Source organism: Teredinibacter sp. KSP-S5-2 (genome assembly GCF_032773895.1).
Lineage (GTDB): Bacteria > Pseudomonadota > Gammaproteobacteria > Pseudomonadales > Cellvibrionaceae.
In genome coordinates this window covers 3,117,312-3,140,069 of record NZ_CP120416.1, presented here as the reverse complement: position 1 = coordinate 3,140,069, position 22,758 = coordinate 3,117,312, and the positions used below count along the sequence as shown (strand labels likewise).

At 44.6% G+C, this 22,758-nt stretch carries 20 protein-coding genes and 1 tRNA gene; 14 read left to right on the top strand and 7 right to left on the bottom strand.

Annotated elements, in window-relative coordinates; all coding sequences use genetic code 11:
- The first annotated feature begins 92 nt into the window (after positions 1 to 92).
- The 4 genes from P5V12_RS13520 (at position 93) to P5V12_RS13505 (ending at position 4,525) form a co-directional block, all read left to right on the top strand.
- Entirely contained in the window at positions 93 to 1,100 is a 1,008-nt protein-coding gene (locus tag P5V12_RS13520; RefSeq protein WP_316953614.1) for a tryptophan--tRNA ligase, read from the top strand.
- 286 nt (positions 1,101 to 1,386) lie between these two features.
- Positions 1,387 to 2,475, top strand: coding sequence for a methyl-accepting chemotaxis protein (locus P5V12_RS13515; protein ID WP_316953613.1), 1,089 nt, complete (start codon positions 1,387 to 1,389; stop codon positions 2,473 to 2,475).
- 28 nt (positions 2,476 to 2,503) lie between these two features.
- The gene (locus tag P5V12_RS13510) at positions 2,504 to 2,809 is read left to right on the top strand and encodes an STAS domain-containing protein (RefSeq protein WP_316953612.1); all 306 of its coding nucleotides are present in this window, start codon (positions 2,504 to 2,506) and stop codon (positions 2,807 to 2,809) included.
- An 18-nt stretch (positions 2,810 to 2,827) separates the two neighbouring features.
- A complete protein-coding gene (locus P5V12_RS13505; protein ID WP_316953611.1) occupies positions 2,828 to 4,525 on the top strand; it encodes a fused response regulator/phosphatase in 1,698 nt (565 codons plus the stop codon).
- Between the two features lie 2 nt (positions 4,526 to 4,527).
- Here P5V12_RS13505 and bioA read toward each other — a convergent pair whose 3' ends face one another.
- On the bottom strand, positions 4,528 to 5,844 hold the full coding sequence (gene bioA, locus P5V12_RS13500) for an adenosylmethionine--8-amino-7-oxononanoate transaminase (RefSeq protein WP_316953610.1): 1,317 nt from the start codon (positions 5,842 to 5,844) through the stop codon (positions 4,528 to 4,530).
- Positions 5,845 to 5,903: 59 nt separating this feature from the next.
- Positions 5,904 to 6,716 carry a hypothetical protein gene (locus P5V12_RS13495; protein WP_316953609.1) on the bottom strand — a complete coding sequence of 271 codons (813 nt, stop codon included), beginning with the start codon at positions 6,714 to 6,716 and terminating at the stop codon, positions 5,904 to 5,906.
- 294 nt (positions 6,717 to 7,010) lie between these two features.
- Here P5V12_RS13495 and ttcA point away from each other — a divergent pair, with 294 nt between their 5' ends.
- Both ttcA and P5V12_RS13485 read left to right on the top strand, forming a co-directional pair.
- Positions 7,011 to 7,937, top strand: a complete 927-nt coding sequence (gene ttcA, locus P5V12_RS13490) for a tRNA 2-thiocytidine(32) synthetase TtcA (protein ID WP_316953608.1) — start codon at positions 7,011 to 7,013, stop codon at positions 7,935 to 7,937.
- A 292-nt stretch (positions 7,938 to 8,229) separates the two neighbouring features.
- Complete coding sequence (locus P5V12_RS13485) at positions 8,230 to 10,668, top strand: EAL domain-containing protein (protein ID WP_316953607.1); 2,439 nt, start codon at positions 8,230 to 8,232, stop codon at positions 10,666 to 10,668.
- A gap of 22 nt (positions 10,669 to 10,690) precedes the next feature.
- On the opposite strand, the gene P5V12_RS13480 is transcribed toward P5V12_RS13485, so the two are convergent.
- The 5 genes from P5V12_RS13480 to flgA form a co-directional block, all read right to left on the bottom strand.
- Positions 10,691 to 11,401, bottom strand: a complete 711-nt coding sequence (locus P5V12_RS13480) for a 16S rRNA (uracil(1498)-N(3))-methyltransferase (protein ID WP_316953606.1) — start codon at positions 11,399 to 11,401, stop codon at positions 10,691 to 10,693.
- A gap of 51 nt (positions 11,402 to 11,452) precedes the next feature.
- Positions 11,453 to 11,527: transfer RNA gene (locus P5V12_RS13475), tRNA-Arg, on the bottom strand.
- Between the two features lie 89 nt (positions 11,528 to 11,616).
- Positions 11,617 to 12,114 carry a flagellar protein FlgN gene (locus P5V12_RS13470; RefSeq protein ID WP_316953605.1) on the bottom strand — a complete coding sequence of 166 codons (498 nt, stop codon included), beginning with the start codon at positions 12,112 to 12,114 and terminating at the stop codon, positions 11,617 to 11,619.
- A 127-nt stretch (positions 12,115 to 12,241) separates the two neighbouring features.
- Positions 12,242 to 12,547, bottom strand: coding sequence for a flagellar biosynthesis anti-sigma factor FlgM (gene flgM / locus P5V12_RS13465; protein WP_316953604.1), 306 nt, complete (start codon positions 12,545 to 12,547; stop codon positions 12,242 to 12,244).
- Positions 12,548 to 12,638: 91 nt separating this feature from the next.
- Positions 12,639 to 13,385 carry a flagellar basal body P-ring formation chaperone FlgA gene (gene flgA / locus P5V12_RS13460; RefSeq protein ID WP_316953603.1) on the bottom strand — a complete coding sequence of 249 codons (747 nt, stop codon included), beginning with the start codon at positions 13,383 to 13,385 and terminating at the stop codon, positions 12,639 to 12,641.
- Between the two features lie 172 nt (positions 13,386 to 13,557).
- On the opposite strand from flgA, the gene P5V12_RS13455 reads away from it, so the two are divergent.
- The 8 genes from P5V12_RS13455 (at position 13,558) to P5V12_RS13420 (ending at position 22,033) form a co-directional block, all read left to right on the top strand.
- A complete protein-coding gene (locus P5V12_RS13455; RefSeq protein WP_316953602.1) occupies positions 13,558 to 14,496 on the top strand; it encodes a chemotaxis protein CheV in 939 nt (312 codons plus the stop codon).
- Between the two features lie 41 nt (positions 14,497 to 14,537).
- A complete protein-coding gene (locus P5V12_RS13450) occupies positions 14,538 to 15,389 on the top strand; it encodes a protein-glutamate O-methyltransferase CheR (protein WP_316953601.1) in 852 nt (283 codons plus the stop codon).
- A gap of 276 nt (positions 15,390 to 15,665) precedes the next feature.
- The gene (gene flgB, locus P5V12_RS13445) at positions 15,666 to 16,070 is read left to right on the top strand and encodes a flagellar basal body rod protein FlgB (protein ID WP_316953600.1); all 405 of its coding nucleotides are present in this window, start codon (positions 15,666 to 15,668) and stop codon (positions 16,068 to 16,070) included.
- Positions 16,070 to 16,510: a flagellar basal body rod protein FlgC gene (gene flgC, locus P5V12_RS13440; RefSeq protein ID WP_316953599.1), complete on the top strand. Its 441-nt coding sequence runs from the start codon at positions 16,070 to 16,072 to the stop codon at positions 16,508 to 16,510. The genes flgB and flgC overlap by 1 nt, the downstream gene beginning before the upstream one ends.
- A gap of 36 nt (positions 16,511 to 16,546) precedes the next feature.
- A complete protein-coding gene (locus P5V12_RS13435) occupies positions 16,547 to 17,260 on the top strand; it encodes a flagellar hook assembly protein FlgD (protein WP_316953598.1) in 714 nt (237 codons plus the stop codon).
- 64 nt (positions 17,261 to 17,324) lie between these two features.
- On the top strand, positions 17,325 to 19,790 hold the full coding sequence (locus P5V12_RS13430) for a flagellar hook-basal body complex protein (protein WP_316953597.1): 2,466 nt from the start codon (positions 17,325 to 17,327) through the stop codon (positions 19,788 to 19,790).
- A 683-nt stretch (positions 19,791 to 20,473) separates the two neighbouring features.
- Positions 20,474 to 20,866, top strand: coding sequence for a hypothetical protein (locus P5V12_RS13425; RefSeq protein ID WP_316953596.1), 393 nt, complete (start codon positions 20,474 to 20,476; stop codon positions 20,864 to 20,866).
- A 189-nt stretch (positions 20,867 to 21,055) separates the two neighbouring features.
- Positions 21,056 to 22,033, top strand: coding sequence for a hypothetical protein (locus tag P5V12_RS13420; RefSeq protein ID WP_316953595.1), 978 nt, complete (start codon positions 21,056 to 21,058; stop codon positions 22,031 to 22,033).
- Positions 22,034 to 22,758 lie beyond the last annotated feature (725 nt).

Below are 22,758 nucleotides of genomic sequence, written 5' to 3'. Positions count from 1 at the left end.
TGAAATCGTTAGCCCAATGCGTATTATTGCCTCCTGCTTTAACGGAGTTTCGCTGCACGAAACCCTGAGTCACATACTGAGATAATAAAACAATGACAAAACCACGCGTACTTACAGGAATAACCACCACGGGGACGCCTCACCTGGGGAATTATGTTGGCGCTATTCGACCAGCAATTGCGGCAAGCAAAACCGGGGAGTTTGATTCCTTTTATTTTTTGGCAGATTTACATGCGTTGATTAAATGCCAGGACCCAGCCAAGGTACACCAATCAACCAAAGAAATCGCGGCAACCTGGCTGGCATTGGGTTTGGATACTGACAATGTTGTTTTTTACCGTCAGTCTGATGTTCCTGAAATCTCACAGCTAAACTGGATTTTGAGTTGTATGGCCGCCAAGGGGTTGATGAACCGGGCACATGCCTACAAAGCGGCTGTTGATAAAAACCAGGAAGAAGGCGAAGACCCGGATTTTGGTGTGACCATGGGGCTATTTGGCTACCCGGTATTGATGGCGGCAGATATTCTGATGTTCAACGCCCATAAGGTTCCCGTTGGTAAAGACCAGATTCAACATATTGAAATGGCAAGAGACATTGCAGGAAGATTTAATCACCATTTTGGTGAGCACTTTACGCAGCCAGAAGCGATTGTTGACGACTCTGTCGCTGTTTTGCAGGGGCTGGATGGACGCAAAATGAGTAAGAGCTATAACAATACCATTCCGCTTTTCCTTACCGAAAAACAGCTTAAAAAACACATTAACAAAATCAAAACCAATTTGTTAGAGCCAGGTGAGCCCAAAGACCCGGATACTTCCACTGTATTTCAGGTGTGGCAGGCTTTTGCCAATGCGGAACAGACTGAGTACATGCGCAAAGAGTTTGAAAATGGGATCGCCTGGGGTGAAGCCAAGCGCCAATTATTTGAATTGATTAATGCTGAAATCTCGGATGCGCGCGAACAATATAATGCGCTGATGGAAGACCCATCTTTAGTGGAAAATAAACTACGCGAAGGTGCGGCTAAAGCGCGAGACAAGGCGGCCCCGCTGCTTGCTGCTGTGACTAAAGCCGTTGGAATATACAGCCTCGCATAACATCATGCCCGATAATCAGGGGGCATTTTCTCTGCTCCCTGGTTCTCTTCTCTCTTCCTTTCGGCTTTGCCGCCGATACCCTCACTAACTAGATGAATCCTCGACCCATTGTTGGCGCTAACATAGTGTGCCGTCTAACCTTAAACATGAATCATCCTAGAAATGGGCCGAGTCCTTTCGTCTTGAGTCACATATTAGATGAGTAGTGAGGGTATTAGTGGAGAGCTCAACCAGTAAAATTATAGCGATTGTCATATTTACGTTACTGTCGATAGGTGCAGTATTTGTGTTCGAGTCTCGTATAGTGCCGGTAATCACCATACTTATATTAGGTGGTTTGGCTGTTTATATGGTTATGCAGCAGGAAAATGAACAGGAAGAATCCGAGGCATCATCTGAAGACATAACCAGAGAATTGAACGCGATTTCCGATCAGGTTCAATCTCACGCAGAACCGCTGTGCCTTCGGCTAAACGACTTGGCTATGGACATTCGTCATACCATCGAAGATTCCAGTATGCGGTTGCATAACTCTTTCCAGGGATTATCCAGTTCGGCCAATGCCGAAAAAGATCTACTGATGGGTATCGTCGATCGTTTATCAAATAATGCTGATGCAAAATCCGAAGTATCATTAAAACGCTTTGCCCATGAAGTCGGCAGTATTCTGGATGACTACGTCAAACTATTTATTGATATCAGCGATAAAAGTGTCCAGGCCGTCCACAACATTCAGGATATGGTAAAACACTTGGACGGTATGTTTGTGCTGATTAGTGACATTCGTGGAATTGCTGACCAAACCAATCTACTCGCATTGAACGCCGCAATTGAAGCGGCACGAGCGGGCGAAGCAGGTCGAGGGTTTGCGGTTGTTGCAGATGAGGTCAGAAAACTTTCCCAGGATTCTAATGCCCTCAACGAACAGATTCGCGAGCGTGCAGAAACGGCTAAAGCCACAGTGACAAATGTGGAAGAAGTGGTAGGGGATATTGCTTCTTTAGACATGAATATTGCAATAGATGCTAAAGGTCACTTGGATGCCATGCTTAAAGAGCTTGAGCATGTAAATGAAAAAGTAACGGATAGCGTTGCCCAAGGTGCAAGTATTGGTGAGGAAATTAATCAGGAGATATTCCGAGCGATCGAAGCGTTGCAGTCCGCTGATAGAGTTTCCCAGCAGGCAGAAAAGGTGGTGGCCGTAGCCACACAATTAACTGCGGTAATTCATGCCTGTCATATTTCAAAGACCGAAGGTCAGGACGTGATGGAACTCATCAAGTCAACTCAATCGAGATTGTCCGCTCTGCCTCCCGTAACACATATTTCTGCATCGTCATCACCAAAAAGTACGGGCGATATAGAGTTGTATTAACACCTGCTACTGCTTTATAGGAGTCCTCATGAGTATTGTGGTTAGCAATAAAAGCGAGAATGAAATCGTTTTGTCCTTGGGTGAGCGTTTTGATTTTGGTGCGGTGGAAAGCTTTAGAAAAAGCTATGAAAGTTTAAAAGATCTCAGACGTAAGACTCTGTATATCGACTTTCGCAATACGCGCTATATGGATAGCTCTGCTTTGGGTATGTTGATCAACGCGAAAAACTTTTTTTCATCGTCGGATATTAAAATAAAACTCATTAATGCCAACGACCAGATACGGAAAATCTTTTCGATTTCACGATTTGATAAAAAATTTGATATCGAGTAATCGTCCTCGAGCATTGAGATGAAAATACTGATCGTAGATGACCACGGGTACAACCGCGAGTTACTGGCGTTAATACTGGAAGACGAACACCATGAGTGCTGTTTTGCAACCAATGGTATTGAAGCATGTGATTTGGTTGCCGCTGACGAGTCTATTGATCTGATTTTAATGGATATCAACATGCCGGAAATGGATGGCATTACGGCGACACAAAAAATTAAAGCAGGGTTTGGAGAGCGTTTGACTCCGGTGATATTTGTCACCGCCTTGGATGATGCGGATGTAGTATCGCAATGTCTGGAAGCTGGAGGCGACGATTTCGTTCCCAAACCTGTTAATGAAAACATACTGATTGCAAAAGTGAACGCGCATGGTCGTTCCCTCGCGCTGTACAACAATCTTAAGAAGGCACACGCTGAGCTGACTTTTCATAAACAGCTTATGGATCGGGAGCATTTAGTTGTTGAGCAGGTTTTCAATAGTGCCAACCGAACCACCACTTATTGCGACAATATACAAAAATACACTTCACCTGCATCCATGTTTAATGGTGATCTGGTTCTTGTCAGTCCGTCTCCCTCCGGCGGCGTTTATATTTTGGTTGGCGATTTTACCGGGCATGGGTTAGCCGCATCGATTGGCAGTCTGCCAGTTTCAGAGATCTTTTTTTCCCAAGTGGCTCGTCACGTCAGCGTCGGACAAATTGTGATTGAAATTAATTCCAGATTAAACAAATTACTACCGTCCAATATGTTCTTTTGTGCCACCCTGATTCATATGGATTATCTTGGAAAGTCACTCACGGTTTGGTCTGGTGGCATGAACGATATGCTTTGTGTTTCACCTGAAGGTAGGTTACAAAAAATTGAATCTGCTCATATGCCCCTGGGTTTGTTATGTGAAGAAGAGTTTGATGAAGAAGTTCGTATCTTGGAGTTCACTGAACAAAACCGAATTTATCTCTATACCGATGGCGTAAATGAAGCACAGAATGCAGATGGAGAAGAGTTTGGTTTACAACGGTTGGAAGATATGGTGATCGCGGGCTCTGGCAATATGGTAGATAGGATTCGCGACGCGGTGCAGGTGTTTTGTGGTGAGACGGAGCAGAATGACGACATCTCAATTGTTGAGATCTTAACGGGGCCGGTAACACATCGAAATAAAGAAACCCAGGAATTGGTTGATGTTACTAAGGATTATTACAATGCAAGTTCTTTTCCCTGGGATTTTTCCATGAATGTGGAAAATCAGGATTTGAAAAACCCTGAAATAATGCATCAAGTGTTGGATTTGGTCAGTTGTATTCGGGGAATAGAAATTCACCAGGATAAATTTTTTACCATAGTCAGTGAATTGTTTAGTAATGCGCTGGAACACGGGGTACTTGGATTAGACTCTGGGTTAAAAGAATCCGCCGATGGTTTTGAGCGTTACTATCAATTGAGAGAGCAAAAGCTAAATAGTATTACTAATGCCTATATAAAAATGGATATTGCCTATTTAAGGGGCGAGCCAAACCAGATTAGATTGGTCATTACGGATTCCGGGAATGGTTTTGATTTCCAACGTTATCTCAACCAGCAGGAAGCAAATGATAATGCCCATGGAAGGGGGCTTGCCTTGTTGCAGAACCTTTGCTCATTTATTGAGTATTCCGATGGCGGGAGAACCGTCACCGCCATCTATTCTTTATCGCAAGATAATTGTCAGTAATCTCAAACTGTTTCCAATCCTTCGACTACTTCGCAGGTTGCTTGTGTTAACTGCGACAAATCTGTCTGGTCAATAATGTACGGTGGCATGGTATAAACCCGGGAACCGAAGGGGCGTAACCAGATCCCTTTGTCTACCAGTCTCGGTTGTATTAAGCGTAAGTCTACTGGGTTGTGTAGCTCAATTACCCCAATACCGCCTAAAACCCGAACGTCTTTTACGTGAGAAAATGATGCGGCTGGTGCGAGTTCTTGTATGAGCTGCTGTTCGATACGCGAAACTTGTTGCTGCCAATTGTTTTTTAGTAGTAATTCGATGCTTTTGTTGGCGACAGCACAGGCAAGCGGGTTGCCCATAAAAGTGGGACCATGCATAAACACACCGGCATCACCGTGACAAATACCTTCTGCGATTTGTTCTGTGCAGAGAGTTGCTGCCAATGTCATATAACCGCCAGTCAGGGTTTTTCCCAAACACATAATGTCCGGTGAAATCTGTGCGTGTTCGCAGGCGAACAGTTTTCCTGTTCGGCCGAAGCCGGTGGCGATTTCATCAGCAATAAGCAAAACGTTATGTTGATCGCATAACTGTCTTACCCGGCGAAGGAACTCTGGCGAATAAAATTTCATTCCACCGGTTCCCTGCACAATAGGTTCGAGAATGACTGCCGCCAGATCCTGGCGGTTGTCAGATATTTTTTGCTGAAAGTCCTGTATATAGGTTTCCTGCCAAGGGTCATTAAATTTACATTGTGGGGACTCTGTGAACACCTGTTCCCGCAGTACTTCGGAGAACATATGATGCATACCGGTAACCGGGTCGCAGACTGACATTGCGGCAAAGGTATCGCCGTGATATCCACTACGTAAACTCAGCATCTTGTTTTTGCGTTTATTCCCCTGAGATAACCAAAACTGAATGGCCATTTTCATTGCCACTTCAACCGCCACGGAACCAGAGTCACATAAAAAGACTTTGCTTAATCCCTCCGGAGACAATTGCACCAGTTTCTCACTCAGTGATACGGCAGGTTCATGGGTTAGCCCGCCGAACATAACGTGTGCCATTTTTTGAGTTTGTTCAATAACCGCCTGGTTCAGTTCCGGGTGATTGTAGCCATGTAAGGTGCTCCACCAGGATGACATACCGTCAATTAACTCTCTGCCATCTTCCAGCTTGATGCGCACACCAGAAGCCGAAGCAACCGCATAAAGGGGATTGTCATTGTTTACCGAAGAGTAGGGGTGCCAGATGTATTGTTTATCTCGTTCGACTATAGAGGCGGAATGATTCAAGGTATTTCCCACTATCACATGCATGTATGCTCAATGATAAAGGGATCACCCGGTATAGTTCAATTCGATACGCTAAATAGGTTCTATGCGGCACTGTTCAAAAATTTATCTGCCTGTGAATACATGTCGATGAAGGTATTGATCTGTTCCCGTTCAACATGGGACAGCCGATTAAAGAGTAAGCGGGTTTTTGAAAAACAGCAGGGCTGACGGAAATAATTACTTTGTAATATTTTGGCGGAGACGCTTAATTCGAAGTGCTCATTAAATTGAAAATCACATCGAACTTGGTTTTGACCCGAAAAATCCGGACGATCTTTTTGGCCATAGGTCTCAATCATGCAGCCTTGATTACTCAGGTTGGACAGCCAGCCTTTGATTCTTGGCTGATGTGCAGGATAAATTTCGACAGAGGGCCCCTGACGAGTGGCGAAATGAATGCGGGGGTTCCAGCGTCTGCTGTCAGTGAAATATGCGTTATCTATTTTTAAACTGATGAGTGTGCCGGATGTTTTTGGCAGCAACTCATGGATATGGGTTTCTAACCGGTAGTAGCCTTTTCCGTAGCGTACCTGTAGCCATATCGATTGTCGGTTGCGCTTGACGTCGGTTAGCTTTGGCAGCGACAACGGATAAATACTGTCCACGAGCAATTCAGAGGCAAATAGATCCATCTCCAGAAGTACGGTTTGCATATTCTCAGGTTGGTCTTCCATATGGACGCTGAGTATTTGGTGGTTATATTGTGCGTTGAGCAGAATTTCTGCTTCCCAGTCGAGCCAGGTTTTATTCGGTACTTGTACGGTCTCACTGACCACCGGGGTGAGTTTTTCCTGTGCCTCGGTGCGACCTAATAATGTGTTCAGGAACGATGAAGTATTAAATACTGACTTCATAAAACCTCTATCTGCCTAAAGATTAAGAACGTAGTGATTTTGTATTCTAATAATCATAGTGCAATGAGCATGCCTGATTGTGCGGACTTAACCAAAATGGCTGGCGTCCTTGATAAAAGCTGGAGTTAATGGTGTTACTGCTATAGATTGAGCTCCGGCTCATACACAGAACCCGGTAATTCTTTTCCCGTCTGGCCGCTTTGTTGTTGCCGTTTTGCCTATGGCTCGGGCTCGTTCACAGCTGCAGCGAGACTCTGTACAATAGCGCCCCCACAGAAGTTCAGCGGAGTTCCCTTGGATAACACACGAAAAAGCCGGCTTGAGTTTAATAAGCTGCAAAAGCGTTTACGGCGAAATGTTGGTAAAGCCATTGCCGATTTTGACATGATCGTTGAAGGCGACAAGGTGATGGTCTGCCTGTCCGGTGGTAAAGACTCCTACGCGATGCTGGATATCCTGATGGGGCTACAGCGTACTGCACCTGTTAAGTTTGAACTGGTTGCTGTGAATCTGGACCAGAAACAGCCAGGATTTCCTGAAGATGTGCTGCCAAGGTATCTGGAATCCGTGGGTGTTCCCTACCATATTATCGAGCGGGACACATACAGTGTGGTCAAGCGGGTCATTCCAGAAGGAAAAACGACCTGTGGTTTATGCTCACGTTTGCGCCGGGGAACGCTCTATGGTTTTGCCGAAGAAATCGGTGCGACTAAAATCGCATTAGGGCATCACCGGGACGACGTGGTGGAAACCCTGTTTTTGAACCTCTTTTATGCCGGGCGGATAAAATCCATGCCGCCCAAACTGCTCGCCGACGATAAACGCAATATCTTGATTCGTCCCATGTTCTACTGTAATGAGTTGGATATCGCTTCCTACGCTGAACAGAAAGCATTCCCCATCATTCCGTGCAATCTCTGTGGTTCCCAGGAAAATCTCCAGCGACAGGCGATTAAGCAGATGCTTGCACAATGGGAGAAATCCCATCCTGGGCGTGTGGACACCATTTTTGCCGCATTGGGCCGTGTTTCACCCTCCCAGCTGGCGGATACTAACCTGTTTGATTTCTTTAACATGGAGATTGACCGTTCCCAGCCTTTGCCTGACCGAGAAGAGCAGGAAACGGACGAAGACCTATTCCGGCCCCAAATCGAGGCTCATACGGGGGGGGCGGAGGTAGGTGTTCATGAAGTGATCCCTGCTTTGAATCTGGGGGATTGATTTACCCCGTTATTTAGGTAATTCAAAAGGGGGATATTGAGCCTTACCCTGCTAACTGGCTCGAAAGCGTCTAAGATTAGTTAAGAGCCGTAAGGTCGGCCCCAAATATGCTTATCTTTGGTTGTGTAACTAGGCTAAACTGTCGCCCTTCACAACGAAATAAACATTTAAGCAAAAACGTCATCGACAGAGTGGCGAGAGGGTGTGTTTAGTACAGTAATGTATAAAAAATAGACCCTATGGATAAATTTGTTTGAAGCAGTGCTTGAAAAGCAAAAAATAAAGGTATTCAGTGCAAGGTTTTTTTCAGGGCATATCATTTAGACTCGCAAAAATAGGCGTTGTTGTCGCCTTGCTTGTGGGTATCTTTATGAGCGCTGTGCAAATCTATATCGATTATCAGGCACAGAAAACCGAAGTTAATCGACTGATCAACCGCATTACCGAAGTTTCCACCCCTCCCGCCGCCCGGGCAGTACACACTCTGGACAATATGCTTGCCGCCGAGGTTGCCACTGGCCTCATGCGCTATGACTTTATTATTGCGGTCATCATCGAAGACGAGCTAGGTAATGAACTAGCTGCATCCAGTAAAGTCCGAAAAGATTCCTCCACCGTCTGGTTAACCAGACAAATCACCAATGACCTTGAGCCCTTTTCTTCACCGCTGGAAATTCCCGGTCACACTGGCGTGGGTGGGCATATTAGCTTTGTGGTGGATATGGATTCGGCCTTTACACCGTTTTACCAGCATTCCTTTTTAGTCATCGTCATCGGTTTGATTCGCAGCTTCCTTTTGGTGATGTTCTTGTTTGTGGCGTTCCATTACTTGCTGACCAAGCCGTTGATACGTATTTCCTCGGAAATGAAGCAGATAAACCCCGGTTCGCCAGGTGAGCAGCGCTTATCCATGCCGAAGTCGCATAATAATGACGAGCTGAAGCAACTGGTGGATAGTGGTAACCAGCTTCTGGACGCAGTAGATTTGGCCTTGGCCAAACGGCGTGCGGTGGAAGTGGTGTTGCGTAAGAGTGAGGAGCACGTTCGCCAGATTATCGACAGCCTGCCTGTGTGGGTTGGTGCACGAAATAAAGATGGTCACTATATTTTTGCCAACAAGGCATTGGCCGACTTTTTGGATACCTCACCAGAGGCGATGAGAGGCTCGCATATTAGCGACTTTACTCAGCATTTCATTGCCGACCCCAAACAGGTGATGAGCATTGATTCGCAAGTGATCTCATCGAAAAACAGCGTGCAGGTGTGGGAAGAAATATGGCTCGATACGGACAATAACGAGCGTTCCATGCATACCCACGTTATGCCCATGGAGTTCTATGACGAAGTGGTTGCGTTGGTGGTGTCTTCCGATATTACCGAACTGAAAGCCACGCAAGCGCAAATGGAGCACATGGCGTACCACGATGCGTTAACGGATTTACCCAACCGCAGTTATCTAGTTGAGCGTCTGGAAGAGGAACTGCGCAAGGCTTCTGCACAAAACTTCCTCGGCGCCTTGCTCTTTATCGATCTCGACCAATTCAAATACATTAATGACTCGCTTGGACACCCGGCGGGTGACGGTGTTTTACAGCATGTTGCTGAACGCTTACTGACCATCGCTACAGAAAATGATTTGGTTGTGCGTTTAGGCGGGGATGAGTTCGTGGTGGTCATCACCAACCTTGGCCATGATCTGCCTAGTGCCATTCTGCGTGTCGAAGAAATTGGTGAGCGAATACGTTCAAGTGTTTCCCAGCCATACAAACACAACGATTTAACATTACATGTTACCTGTAGCGTGGGCATTGTGATTTACCCGGAAGACGGTGCCGGGGTGCATGAGTTGCTGCGTTACGCTGATGCGGCCATGTACCAAGTGAAAGAGCAGGGCCGTAACGCCATTCAGTTCTTCAACAAATATATGACTGACAAAGCGCGCAATGTGTTGGTGATGGAAGGGGATCTGCATTCGGCGCTGAAAAATGGCAGTTTCAGTCTGCACTATCAACCACGGGTACACACCGCGACCTCTGAAATCGTTGGTGCTGAAGCGCTATTGCGTTGGGAGCATCCCGAACGGGGGATGATTTCTCCGGCAGAATTTATCCCGATTCTGGAAACCTCAGGCCTGATTGTGGATGTGGGCATGTGGGTTATCGAAGAAGCCATTCGACAGGTTAAGGAATGGCAAGATACAGGTTATTGGACCGATGATATGCGCCTGGGAGTAAATATCAGCCCTCGCCAATTCCGTTCAGCTAACTTCGTCGAGGCGGTCACCGAGCGCCTGGAAAGAGATAATTTCTCGCCCTATTTGCTGGAAATGGAGATCACCGAAGGCATTGTTATCCATAACCTTGAAGAAACGGTTGCCACTATGGAGCAACTCAAAAAGAAAGGGATCAACTTTGCCCTGGACGATTTTGGTACCGGGTATTCATCGATCAGTTATTTAAAGCGTTTACCTGTGTCGATTCTCAAAATTGACCAAAGCTTTGTTCGTGACATTACCATCGACCGTAATGATCGGGCCTTAGTCGAAACGATCAGTGCTATGGGTAAGATGTTGGAGCTCGAAGTGGTTGCTGAGGGTGTGGAAACTGCGGCTCAGCTTAACCTTATTCAGGAATACGGTTGTCTATACTACCAAGGGTATCTATGCAGCCGTCCGGTTGCGCCTAGAGAGTTCGTCAGCCTGTTGGCGAAAAAGAAAATCAATATCGCCTAAGCTTAAGGAAGTCATTCCAGCTCTAAAACAGCTTGCCAATTAATACCGGAATAGCCGTTTCCACTTTCAATATACGTTCGCCAAGTTGTATTGGTGCAAAACCACACTCAACAAAACGCTCAACTTCCTGCTGCAAAAAACCGCCTTCCGGGCCAATTGCAAGGCAGATTTTTCGCTCTTCAGTGTGGGGTGTGCAGAAGGGATAATCTCCTGGGTGGGCGATTATTTTTTTTGCTCCAGCAGAAAGTGATTCCAGTTCATCCTCAATAAACGGTCGAAAGCGTTGGTGAAAATGCACTTTAGGTAGTTGCGTAGCTTTCCCTTGTTCTAACCCAAGTAGCAGTTGATCCTGAATCGCCTGTTCGTGCAAACATGGGGATTGCCAAAAGCTCTTTTCCACCCGACTAGACTGAATCAAATGTAATTCAGCAACGCCCATTGTGGCGATTGTTTGCAGTATGCGTTTGATCATCTGTGGGCGGGGTAAACCAAGAATGATGGATAAAGGCAAGGCGGGTGGGGGTATCTGATTCAGCATGTCCACTTCGATTATGACGTTTTCCCCATCCACTGATGCAATGTGGGCGTTGCCGATCATACCGTTGAGGATTCCAACCTGTAGCGAATCCCCTGTATTCAGGCGTAATATTTTCAGCACGTGGTTGGATTGTCGGGGGGAAAGGTGTGCCAACGCACCTTTGAGTTGCCCGGGTTGCAATATCAATAAATTCATGGGAATCAACAACAAGCCAATAGGTGGCGTTTACTCGCCTTATTTGTGAGATGGCGCTCCCGGCTGGAATCGAACCAGCACCTAAGTCTTAGGAGGACCCTATTGTATCCATTCAACTACGGGAGCGTTACTTGGAGAGGTTCTAAAAAACTGAATTCTCAGAACCTCTTTAGAACGCGCAATTATAAAGCTTGCTACTTAAGGTATCAAAGTGATTATGCTTCGCCGACGGAATTTCCCCGGTTATAGCCACCGGTAGCGTTTCCTGTTGCAGTATAAAGGGAAGGGGCATCCGTCTGGCCGCGCACGATATTGACCAGGCGGGAATATACCTGCTGGTTTCGGGCCAGCATTTTGCCGTTGGTTTCATTTTTTACCCGACATTCTTCAACGAGCTTTTGCAGATTCTTCCATGCGGCTTGCAGGCCGGGGTTTTGGAAACTGAGTAACAGTTCGTCCCATTTATCAGCGGCTTGTTCTATCGGTACTTTTAGCCACTGGCTGCGCAGATTGGCACTTTGTTCCAGTTGAGCCAGGTATGCCAGCTTGCTGTTAATGATTTCCTCAAGCTTATTTGCATCGCGGTGTTTCAGCGCTTCTGATTCATCTGTTAATAAGCGAAGTAACTGTTTGCACGCGTTTATATCAGTGGCAACCTGTTGCTCGATATCTTGCTGATTGGGGGAGCTTGTTTGTGTATTCGCCAAAGTCATAACTGAGTATCCAGGGTCAACTTATTGACATTAACGTGTTGTTAATGACTCATATTAAGACTAGAGCAGTTTTTATGCCGATGTGGCAGAAGAGAGGGGAAAAGAGGTAAAGAGCCTGACTTTTTTATTAGTACAGGCTCTCTTGAGCAAGAATGCTAGCGGCGATTTTGTCCGGATCAACCTTGTAGCTACCATTCGCGATAGCGGCTTTAATTACAGCGACTTTCGCTTCATCGATATCTGGTGCTTCAGCCAGGCTTGCTTCAACCTGAGCCAGGGTTTTACCGGAAATGCTGAGCGACACATTATCACTGGCGGACTCGGAACTGGTGTCGTTTGAGACTTCCGCTTTCGCTTCTCGTTGAGCCGCCGGCTTGGCCTTATTGGCCGCCATATGGCTTGTGTGGATACTGTTACTCGGATCAATAACCATGATCTTAACCTACCTTTTGTGCGCTATATGCCACAAATTTTAACTGTCTACACAGAGTATCGGCAGTTTTTTATGCAACTTTAACTTTTTTTTACCTATTAGATGAGTTTGCCAGCAAATGAGCATTCATCACTGTTACTCTGCCAGGACCTGCCACGATAGCGTCAACAATACGGCTGGATTTGGTGTTTTTTACCCGAATTTGCTGTCCTACATAACCCGAAGACATTGCCTCACCGGGCGCGGTTACCATGAGGGCGGAGAGAGATGCCTCTATGGTTACTGCATCTCCACGATTGATGACATTGGTTTCCGTCAGGCCAGACAACCGAATCGGCTCGCCAGCTCTGATTGGTCGTTTGGTTTCTTTGCCAATTGCTCGCTCAGCAGACATGATGAAGCTGCTATTAAGTAGAGAAGTATTCATCCTTTTGGTGGTCAAACTTTCTTCTGTAACCACTTCTCCGCGTTGAAGGTTATAGGCTGCGACCACAACATCTGCATACACATCCGTCGAAACCGGGATATAAATAGTCCATTGCTGATCTCTGTCGCAGCGCACTTTAACCGAGAATTTTTGCGCGTTATACCCTTGTTTAATGGTTGAAAACTGCAGGCCATTTTCGCAACTCGCCAGCTTAAGCCTGGGATCAATGCTACTTACCTGGATTTCAATATTGTTTTCAAATTCCTTGCGGCCATATTCATCAATCAATTCCTGAGTCACATGTTGTTTCACCGCAGTGCTTAAAAATGCGAGATCCTGATAGTCTTGACCCAGCACGGATGGTGAGCAGAAAACCAATAGAGCAACAACTAAAAAACTGCGTAGTGCCATGATTTGTGTCCTATGCTGTAAGTACGGTCTGCGTATGCTTACGTTTGTGTGTGTCAGAAAACTGTCGTACACAAGGGGTAAGTTGAATTTATTGAGTGATATTGCAAGGTACGTGCCCAACACAAAGTGTAGACCACAGGCATGTCGATTTCGTGAAGATACAGAGGTTTTTATGGCGGGTGTGTTAGACAGCGTCAATCAGAGAACGCAGTTAGTCGGGCAGAACCGGCTTGAGCTTTTATTGTTTAACTTGGGTGATGCTCAACTTTACGGAATCAATGTTTTCAAAGTAAAAGAAGTTTTGCAATGTCCACCGTTAAATGAAATCCCTAAGCGTAATCCGGTTATTCGGGGTGTGGCACATATTCGTGGTGGTACTATTCCTATTATGGATTTAAAGCAGGCCACCGGAAGAGCGCCGCTTGAAGATATCCAAAATTGTTTTGTGATTATTACCGAATACAATCGCTCAACCCAGGGCTTTTTAGTAAAAGGTGTGGAGCGAATTATTAATATGAACTGGGGGGATATCCACCCACCACCCAGAGGTGCCGGTCGAGAAAACTATTTAACGGCTGTGACCGATGTCGATGGTAAATTAGTAGAAATAATTGATGTTGAAAAAGTGTTAGCCGAAGTTTCGCCTTTGCCTTCTGACGTCTCTGAGAAAGCCATCGAGGAAGCTCAGGAAGAAATCTCTGTTTCCAAACACATCCTTATTGCGGACGACTCTTCAATTGCACGTAAACAGATTCAAAAAGTGGTTGAAGCGCTGGGAGTGAAAACCACAGTTAAAAAAGATGGAAAAGAAGCGCTGGAATATCTGACTCACTTGGTTGAAGATGGTAAAGATCCATACAAAGAAATTCTGATGGTGATTTCCGATATTGAAATGCCCGAAATGGATGGGTACACGTTTACCGCAGAAGTTCGGGCTAATCCGGCATTAAAAGACTTACATATCGTGCTTCACACATCCCTCAGTGGTGTATTTAATGAGGCCATGGTTAAAAAAGTCGGGGCAAATGATTTCCTTGCCAAGTTCCATCCAGATGAACTGGCCAAGCGCGTGAACGACCGAATGAAAGAGCTGGTTGGTTACGTAGAATAAAGACAAACAAAAGCATAAAGCAGGTTTTTGGAATAAATCGAGTGATTCGACATAAAGCAGAGAGCGTAACCTTGGGGTCCGGCGAATTTCAGGAATTTCGCGATTACCTACAAGAAATAGCCGGTATAGATCTGGCGGACAATAAACAATATCTGGTTGCGACAAGAATTCGCAGAATACTTTCTGAAAATAACTGTAACTCTTTAGTTGACCTTACTCGGCTGATAAAACAGCCATCGCAGCGCGACCTCAGGCAAAAAGTCATCAACGCGATGACGACCAACGAAACCTTTTGGTTTCGCGATTCCTACCCCTATGAGCATCTTAGGCACAAGTTGTTACCCGAGTTTGCTAAAGTCAACGCAATGGGCAAAATGCGTATCTGGTCGGCAGCGTGTTCAAGTGGGCAGGAGCCATATTCACTCAGTATGGTCGTTGATGAGTACCGTCGAAGCGCATTGGGTGGGGCGCGAATCTCAGCCGAAATCGTTGCAACAGACTTATCCAGTAATGTGTTAGATCAGGCCAAACAAGGGATTTATGACCGGCTTTCTATCGGTCGGGGCTTGTCTGAACAACGATTGAAAACCTTCTTTACCCCTCATGGAAATGAAACCTGGGAAGTTAAACCTGAAATAAAACGATGTGTTACTTTTCGTCAATTAAATCTGCAGGATAGCTACGGGCTACTGGGGAAATTCGACATTATTTTTTGTCGAAATGTGCTTATTTACTTCTCCGGTGAATTAAAGAAAAACATCTTAACCAGAATGCACGCCGCCCTGAAACCTAAAGGTGTGTTATACCTTGGCGCGTCAGAATCTCTGGCTGGTGCGGCAGACTTATTTGAAGTCGTGAACTGCAATCCCGGTGTGTTATATCGCGCTAAATAAACCAGTCTAATATTCGTGGCATGATCATTTGTTTCTGGTGTGAGTGCCATTTTCCCCCTGTGGTTCCATTCTTTTATTTGCTTTCTATTGCCTGTTTATCAGAGCTTTTGTCGAGGGAAATTGTGCTCGTGACGGCAGCGGAAATAGATTGCCGCTTACTCTGACTGTATTGCCTGGAAAAATAAAAAACCTAATAAAATCAATCACATATTTCTTTGGCACAGTCGTTGCAATGTCTTTGTGTAAGTAAATTTAATTCATGATTGAGAGTGTGTGATGGGTATTAGCTTTGACAAAGCATTAGGGGTTCACCAAGCGGCGTTGCAGTTGCGCACGCAACGGGCGAGCCTGCTGGCCGGAAACATAGCCAATGCCGATACGCCTAACTATCAAGCGAAAGACATTGATTTCCAGGCAGCACTGAAAGCGCAAATGGGAACATCAACATCCTCCCTAAGTATGAAATCAACAGTGAAAGGCCATATCAATCAGTCGAGTATGCAAGCGGGTGAAGCGGAAACCTTATACCGCATCCCCGGCCAGCCTTCAATTGATGGCAATACTGTGGATGAGCAGGTTGAGCATGCTGAATTCATGAAAAACAATTTGGAATTCCAAGCCACTTTTACGTTTTTAAACAGTAAGTTTAAAGGCCTTACCAAAGCGATTCGAGGTGAGTAATGAGCTTAAATACTATTTTTGATATCGCCGGCTCAGGCATGAACGCACAAAGCGTTCGGTTAAATACTACCGCCAGTAACATCGCCAACGCTGAGACAGCCAGCTCCAGTTCAGGTCAAACATACCGTGGACGACATCCGGTTTTTTCTGCCGTTCACGCCAGCATGATGAAAGCGAATGATGGTACCAATGCCCTGAATGAAGATGCCAGTGCTGGCGTTGCTGTTGCCGGTATTGTTGAAAGCGATGCACCTTTACAACAACGCTATGAACCTCATCATCCGATGGCAAATGAAGAGGGCTATGTGTATTACCCAAATGTGAATGTGGTTGAAGAAATGGCGAACATGATTTCGGCATCACGTTCATTTCAAATTAATGTTGAAGTAATGAACTCGGCAAAAACCATGATGCAACGTGTTCTTCAACTTGGTCAATAATCAGTTGTGGTGTGTAGTGATTGTGAGGATTAAATCATGACAGAAGTTTCTGCAGCCTCGAACAATGTGTTCTCGGACTACGCCATTAAAAAGAATGACGAAAAGGCGGGTTCGGATGAACTGGGGCAAAAAGCCTTTTTGCAACTGATGATCACGCAGTTGGAAAATCAGGATCCGCTCAGTCCACAAGACAATACAGAATTTATTTCACAGCTTGCCCAGTTTAGCTCGGTTGAAAGTCTGGACAGTTTAAATAACAGCTTTGATCAATTCGCTAATTCATTTGTTGCCAACCAGGCACTGCAGGCGTCGACACTCGTTGGACGTTCGGTGTCAGTGCCATCGGAACAAACTATGTTGGTTAGCGGCGGTTTAATCAGTGCCAGTGTGGATATACCGGCAAGCACCGGTGAGGTCAGAGTAAATATTTACACCGACAGTGGCGAGTTGGTTGATCAGATTTCTCTGGGAGAACAACCCGCCGGTGAACTGGTTATGCGCTGGGATGGTTTAAATGCCGAAGTGAATGGCGACTTATTAGATTGGACAAGCAGCCACGAAAACGGTGTTGGACCTGGTATCTATAAGTTTGAAATTACCGCATCCATCGACAGTAAGCCAAAACAATTGCAAACAGCGTTAAGCGCCAACGTGAATAGTGTGACTGTCGGAGCAGATGGACAGCTTACCTTGAACCTTGCGGGTGTTGGTCCGGTTAGCTTGTCGGATGTTAAACAATTTAATGAGTAATATTTCAAAGTAGGTTGTAGCACTTTGAATGTGTAGAAAAGTTTTGATGTAGTAGGAGAAGACCATGCCTTTTGATACAGCGTTAAGTGGTATTCGCGCCGCTTCCACTGAGTTGTCTGTGACAGGTAATAATATTGCCAACGCGTCAACCACAGGCTTCAAAGGATCTCGTGTTGAATTTGGTGATGTTTATGCCATTTCTGTTCTCGGGGCAGGAACAACCATTGCCGGGAGTGGGGTGCAGATTCAAGATATTGCACAAAACTTTTCGCAGGGGAATGTGACCTTTACCGAAAATGAATTGGACATGGCAATCAACGGAACTGGTTTTTTTATCTTAAACCGGGATGGTGAAACACTTTATACCCGAGCAGGTTCATTTGGTTTGGATGCCGACGGTTACGTTGTGAATAATGTAGGTGCTCGCTTACAAGGTTCCATCGCCGATGAAAATGGCAACCTGGGTGGGATTCCAACTGATATCCGCATTCAAAGAACCGATCTGGACCCCAGGCAAACTACCCTGGTAAGTTCACGATTAAATCTGGATGCCACGCAAGATGTCTTACAGCGGACAGGTATGGGGTTTGATAACAGTACCGGTGTTGTGGTTGGCGCGGCAGAAAGTGGTTTAACCTCGGCCACCACATCAACATTAAGCGGTGGCAACTTCACCGTCACACCTGCAACGCCTTTGGCAATTGATTTTAGTACCACAGACATTACTTTTGATCTGGAAGTGCAAAATGCCAGTACCGGCAACGATGTTGTATCCGTTACGCTGAACACCGCAAATGGTGTACCAGCAACCATTGACTCAAAACGCGATTTGGAAGTGATGGTCGCCAGTATTAATGAGCAGCTTCTTTCCAATGTACCGAGTGTGAGCGCTGTGGCGAGGTTAATTGATAATGGCGGTGGCAGCTATTCCATCGACTTTACTGCATTGCAATCGGGGGAAGCCTCGGTTATTACCTTTACACCAACCAGTGGTAACGAAGCCTTACTGGCTCTGGACGCGGGTAATTTATCTGTTGTTACCGGTGAGCCAGCTGTTTCGAATGGCTATTTATCTGATGCTCTTTCAATTACCGACCCAAATGGAACGACTACGACCTTTGTGTCTGAAGCTGGTGCCTCCGCAGCAGAAACCGCCGCCGAATTAAACGCGATTGAAGGTATTACTGCCTCGGCAGAAACCACCGTGAATATGGATATCTCACTGCTTATTGGTTCACCCGGTTCTATGGATATCACCATCAATGGCGTAACTATGACCGTTGCCAATGAAACCGATTTAGGTACGGAAATTAATTCACGCACAGCCACCACCTTACCCGGCATTTCAGCAACCATCGACGAAACAACTGGTAACCTGATAATTAATTCTGCCTCAGGGGAAGATATTCGGATTTCCATTGCCGGTGGTGGTGATGGAGATAGTGTCACAATTTATGGTACGGATTCCTCTTCACCGGAAGTTTTGGAAATAGAAACCGGCGGCGGTTTAACCATTCCATCTGCTGAAGATGCATCAACCAACTCCGTGGTCGTGGGTGGTGTTATTACCATGATCGTTGATGAAAACTACGCCGTGGCAAATGCTCCTTCTTCGGATGGTGGCCTTGGTGGAGCGGGTATATTCCCATTAATTAACGATGCGCCGGGTAGTGGTTTCTTTACCGAGCAAACCATTAATGCTTTCGACCCTACAGATCAGTCTACCTACAACAGTGCCACCTCAATGACGATCTACGATAGTTTTGGTGTCTCCCATGTGATGACACAATACTTCGTCAAAGAAGGCTACGATCCATCCATGCCGGTTTCTACAACTAATGCTCCAAACCAATGGACCATGTATGTGCAAATCGATGGTCGTGATATCGGCAATCCTGTGCCGCCCAGTGTTGAACCCACTCGACAATCCTTTACACTCAGGTTTAACGAAGACGGTTCTTTAGATGACGGCAATACGCCAATAATGCAAATTACCAACTGGGTACCTATGGATGATAACGGCAATCCCAATGGGTCATTAAGTGCGGACAATAATGGAACCTTGCCGATTCCCAATCCGCCCACCTCATCCAACTTCGTGATTGACCTGGACGGTACGACACAATTTGGTTCTGCATTCTCTGTTAGAGATATCGACCAGAACGGTTATACAACGGGCCAGCTTTCAGGTTTGACGGTGGATGATGAAGGGGTGATTTTTGCGCGCTTCACTAATGGTGAATCCTTAGTATTAGCGCAGGTGGAGCTTGCGGACTTCTCCAACGAAAATGGACTGCAACCGATGGGTAATACCATGTGGGCCGAAACCTTTGATTCCGGTGAGCCGGTTTACAATGCGCCTGGAATTGGGGCTTTGGGAACCATTCAAGCCGGCGCGCTGGAAGAGTCGAACGTGGACTTGTCTGAGCAACTGGTTGCGTTAATTATCGCGCAGCGTAACTTCCAGGCCAGTGCAAAAACCATCGAAACCGCTGACCAGGTAACACAAACGGTTATTAATCTACGATAACTTTCCAGTATTATCTTTCCCAAAAGCCATGCTTATATCAGTGTGGCTTTTTTATTTTCTGCGAATTTAAATAGAAAATAACGACATCACTTCATCGATGGTTTATACGGTTACCCGGTATAACTGTATCGATTAATCTTAAGCAAAATCACCTGCAAGAAAAATCACATCAATAAGTTTTTTGAGTGTGCGCATAATTCATTGAGTGTTAAATGGCGCCTGGATGGTTTTTATTTTGGGGTCTGGTTGTTTATTTTTGTGTTGGCTTTTAATAAAAACAGTGTTTGTTTTTAAGTTTTGTTCTTATTAAAAATATTTATCCGTATTTTTTGTAGGGGAGTAAGCGGGTGGCGGTAAATGCGTTAATTTCACTTGGTGTTAAGAATGGCTGAGTGTAATTGGTTTTTGGACGATAAATCATTTTTATGTCGCAATAATGTTGTGGTTTATTTCCTTTTTTAATAAGTTTTAAAAATGAGTTTTTAACTTCTATACGTGTGTGACGCATAGAGTTACATTTTTTTACAAAACAAACAATTGATTGCCTGTTGTCGTGTGCTACGCTAATTTTTGATCGCGCCTACATCTCTAGAAGTGAAAAGGGAATGAATAAATTACGTAAATAACAATGCTGCGATCGGTATGTTCTACTTCTAGAAAAATAATTATTCGGAGAATAACAAATGAAAAATACGAGTTTTTCAGTAAAACTACTTGCCTTTTCAGTATTGATGGTGGTTTCGGCGTTGAGTATGGCATATTGCCCAAATCCTTCGCCCGGTAACGGACCCGAGCTGATTCAATACTGTGAAAATTATGCAGACCAACGAGCCAGTCGAAGTAACTATAGTACTTGGAACTACTATTTCAATTACTGTATCGATAAATACGGCCCATGTGTTGGTGGGGGAACAGGTTCAAGTAGCGGCGGAAGCAGCAGCGGTGGCACAGGAAGCAGTAGCAGTGGTGGTTCGGGTGATCCCGCTCAGTGTACTCAATATGCTAATTCTTTCTGTGGCACAAATCAGCAAAGTGCATGTTGGATAGAGCGTTATAATATCTGTATGGGAAATTAATAGTATTTTCTTTTTAAAGAAGCAGGCCTTATGGCCTGCTTCTTACAGAAAAATATTTTGTCGTGGGTTTAAAAATATCATTTTTCAAAATAAATTAATATTTTATAAATGTTTTTTTGCTTAGGTGGTTTTGATTGAATAGAAATTATTCCTTTCTTTGCATATGAATTGTTGGTGAAAAATTGGCTCATGAATATGAAAAATAAAACGCTAACCTTTCTATTGGTTTTGATTGTTGCTGGGGCCGGTGTTCAGATTTGGATTCGCTGGGAACAAGTAGGTGATACTGCTGCTGTTAAGCCTGTTAATGAGAGGGTGGATACGGTAAATAAAGAGGGGGGCGTTATCGATTTCTCAGTAGAGAATAATAAAATCTATGAAATAGGGAAAGAGATAAGTTCCAAGCGAGGAGATTCCTCTGTTGTCGAAGAAGTTAAAGAGAGTATGAATACCGATCTGCTGAAAGAAAATATAACATATTTGATGATGCAGGCTGACACTCTGGAAGAAATATGGGAGTTAAAAAAAATAATCGATACGTTCTTTCTTGATCAGGGAGTCGAGCGTGAAGCGAAGATCGCGTTATTTTATGACTTGATTCAGAATGCGGAAGCCAATCCCAAAGCATTCGCAGCCGCGCTAAATGCCATATCACCACACAAGCCCTATGAATTTACTGAACAACTACTGGGTTGGGCACAATATCACTCCAATCCGGAGGTGCAGTTGGCTGCACTCAATGTGCTGAGTGATGGATATGACCAGGAATATCTGGGATTACTTGGTCGTCCAGAGATTTTACAACAAGCTGAAGAGGTGTATGACGTATTGGAAAACTACGACTACTCTCAATATCAAGCTGAAAACGAGCAGCTATATTGGCATTTTTCTTCAGTAGAAAAAGTAAAAGAGAATCTTAGGGAAAGGTTATACCAGAAAAGTGGTAGCACAGAGAAAATAGCTGACATTAAAAAGCTTACCCAGGTTTTAAAGCTACGTAAGAGTAGTGATCAGGTTGAGTTGTTAAATATGATCGATCAAAACTTCGAAAACTATGATATTTATACCCAAAATAAAATCATGGTTTCCTTAATGGTATTGCGAGATAACAATAGCAAATTGTTAGCGGATGACAGCGTGCAGGTAATAAATCGCATTCTGAACTAAAAATACTTTCCTTCTGTTCTACTTTTAGAACGCATAATGCCTGATATAGTTAACTAAACAGCAGGGTATTTCCCTAATCACATTGATTCTCATCTTCATCTTTCTATTGGCTAGCTTATAATTTATGTAAATATTATGTACAGTATTTTGAACCGATATGGGAAATGGAAGATAAAAATTCTGACTTTATAACTGTTTGAATTTAAAGGGAAAATTTTTTATCGATCTTTACATTATTTCCAATATAGCGAACATGTACTGAGATGATGGACAGATTGACTAGGAGAGGTATAATAAATTCGCTAAATGGATATACGAAATAACAGCAGGGACCAGTCCTCTTTACCTTACCTTGTTGTTTTTTGTGCATTTTCCTCAAACTCCGTTTTAGCAGATGCAGCATATTGTCGGACAATCTGTTGATTGTTAAATGGTTATCACTGTGAGTATATAAATATGAGAAACCTTCTTTCATTTGTTTTTTTGTAGTCTATTAGTGGCAGCTATTTTGGAGAGGTCTCCTGTGTTGGGCCGATTAGAAATATATATAAGTGGGCTCAATTTGAAACTATTTCTATAAGGTTAGATATTGATAGTGGTGTGACTAACTATATAAGTCTTCCAACAAAATCAGACGAAAGTATGGCACTGTTGGCATTCGCATCGAAAGCTAACGTACAGATTTTTTGGTCTTGAGCAGACGTAACAACTTGCAAAAATGGTTG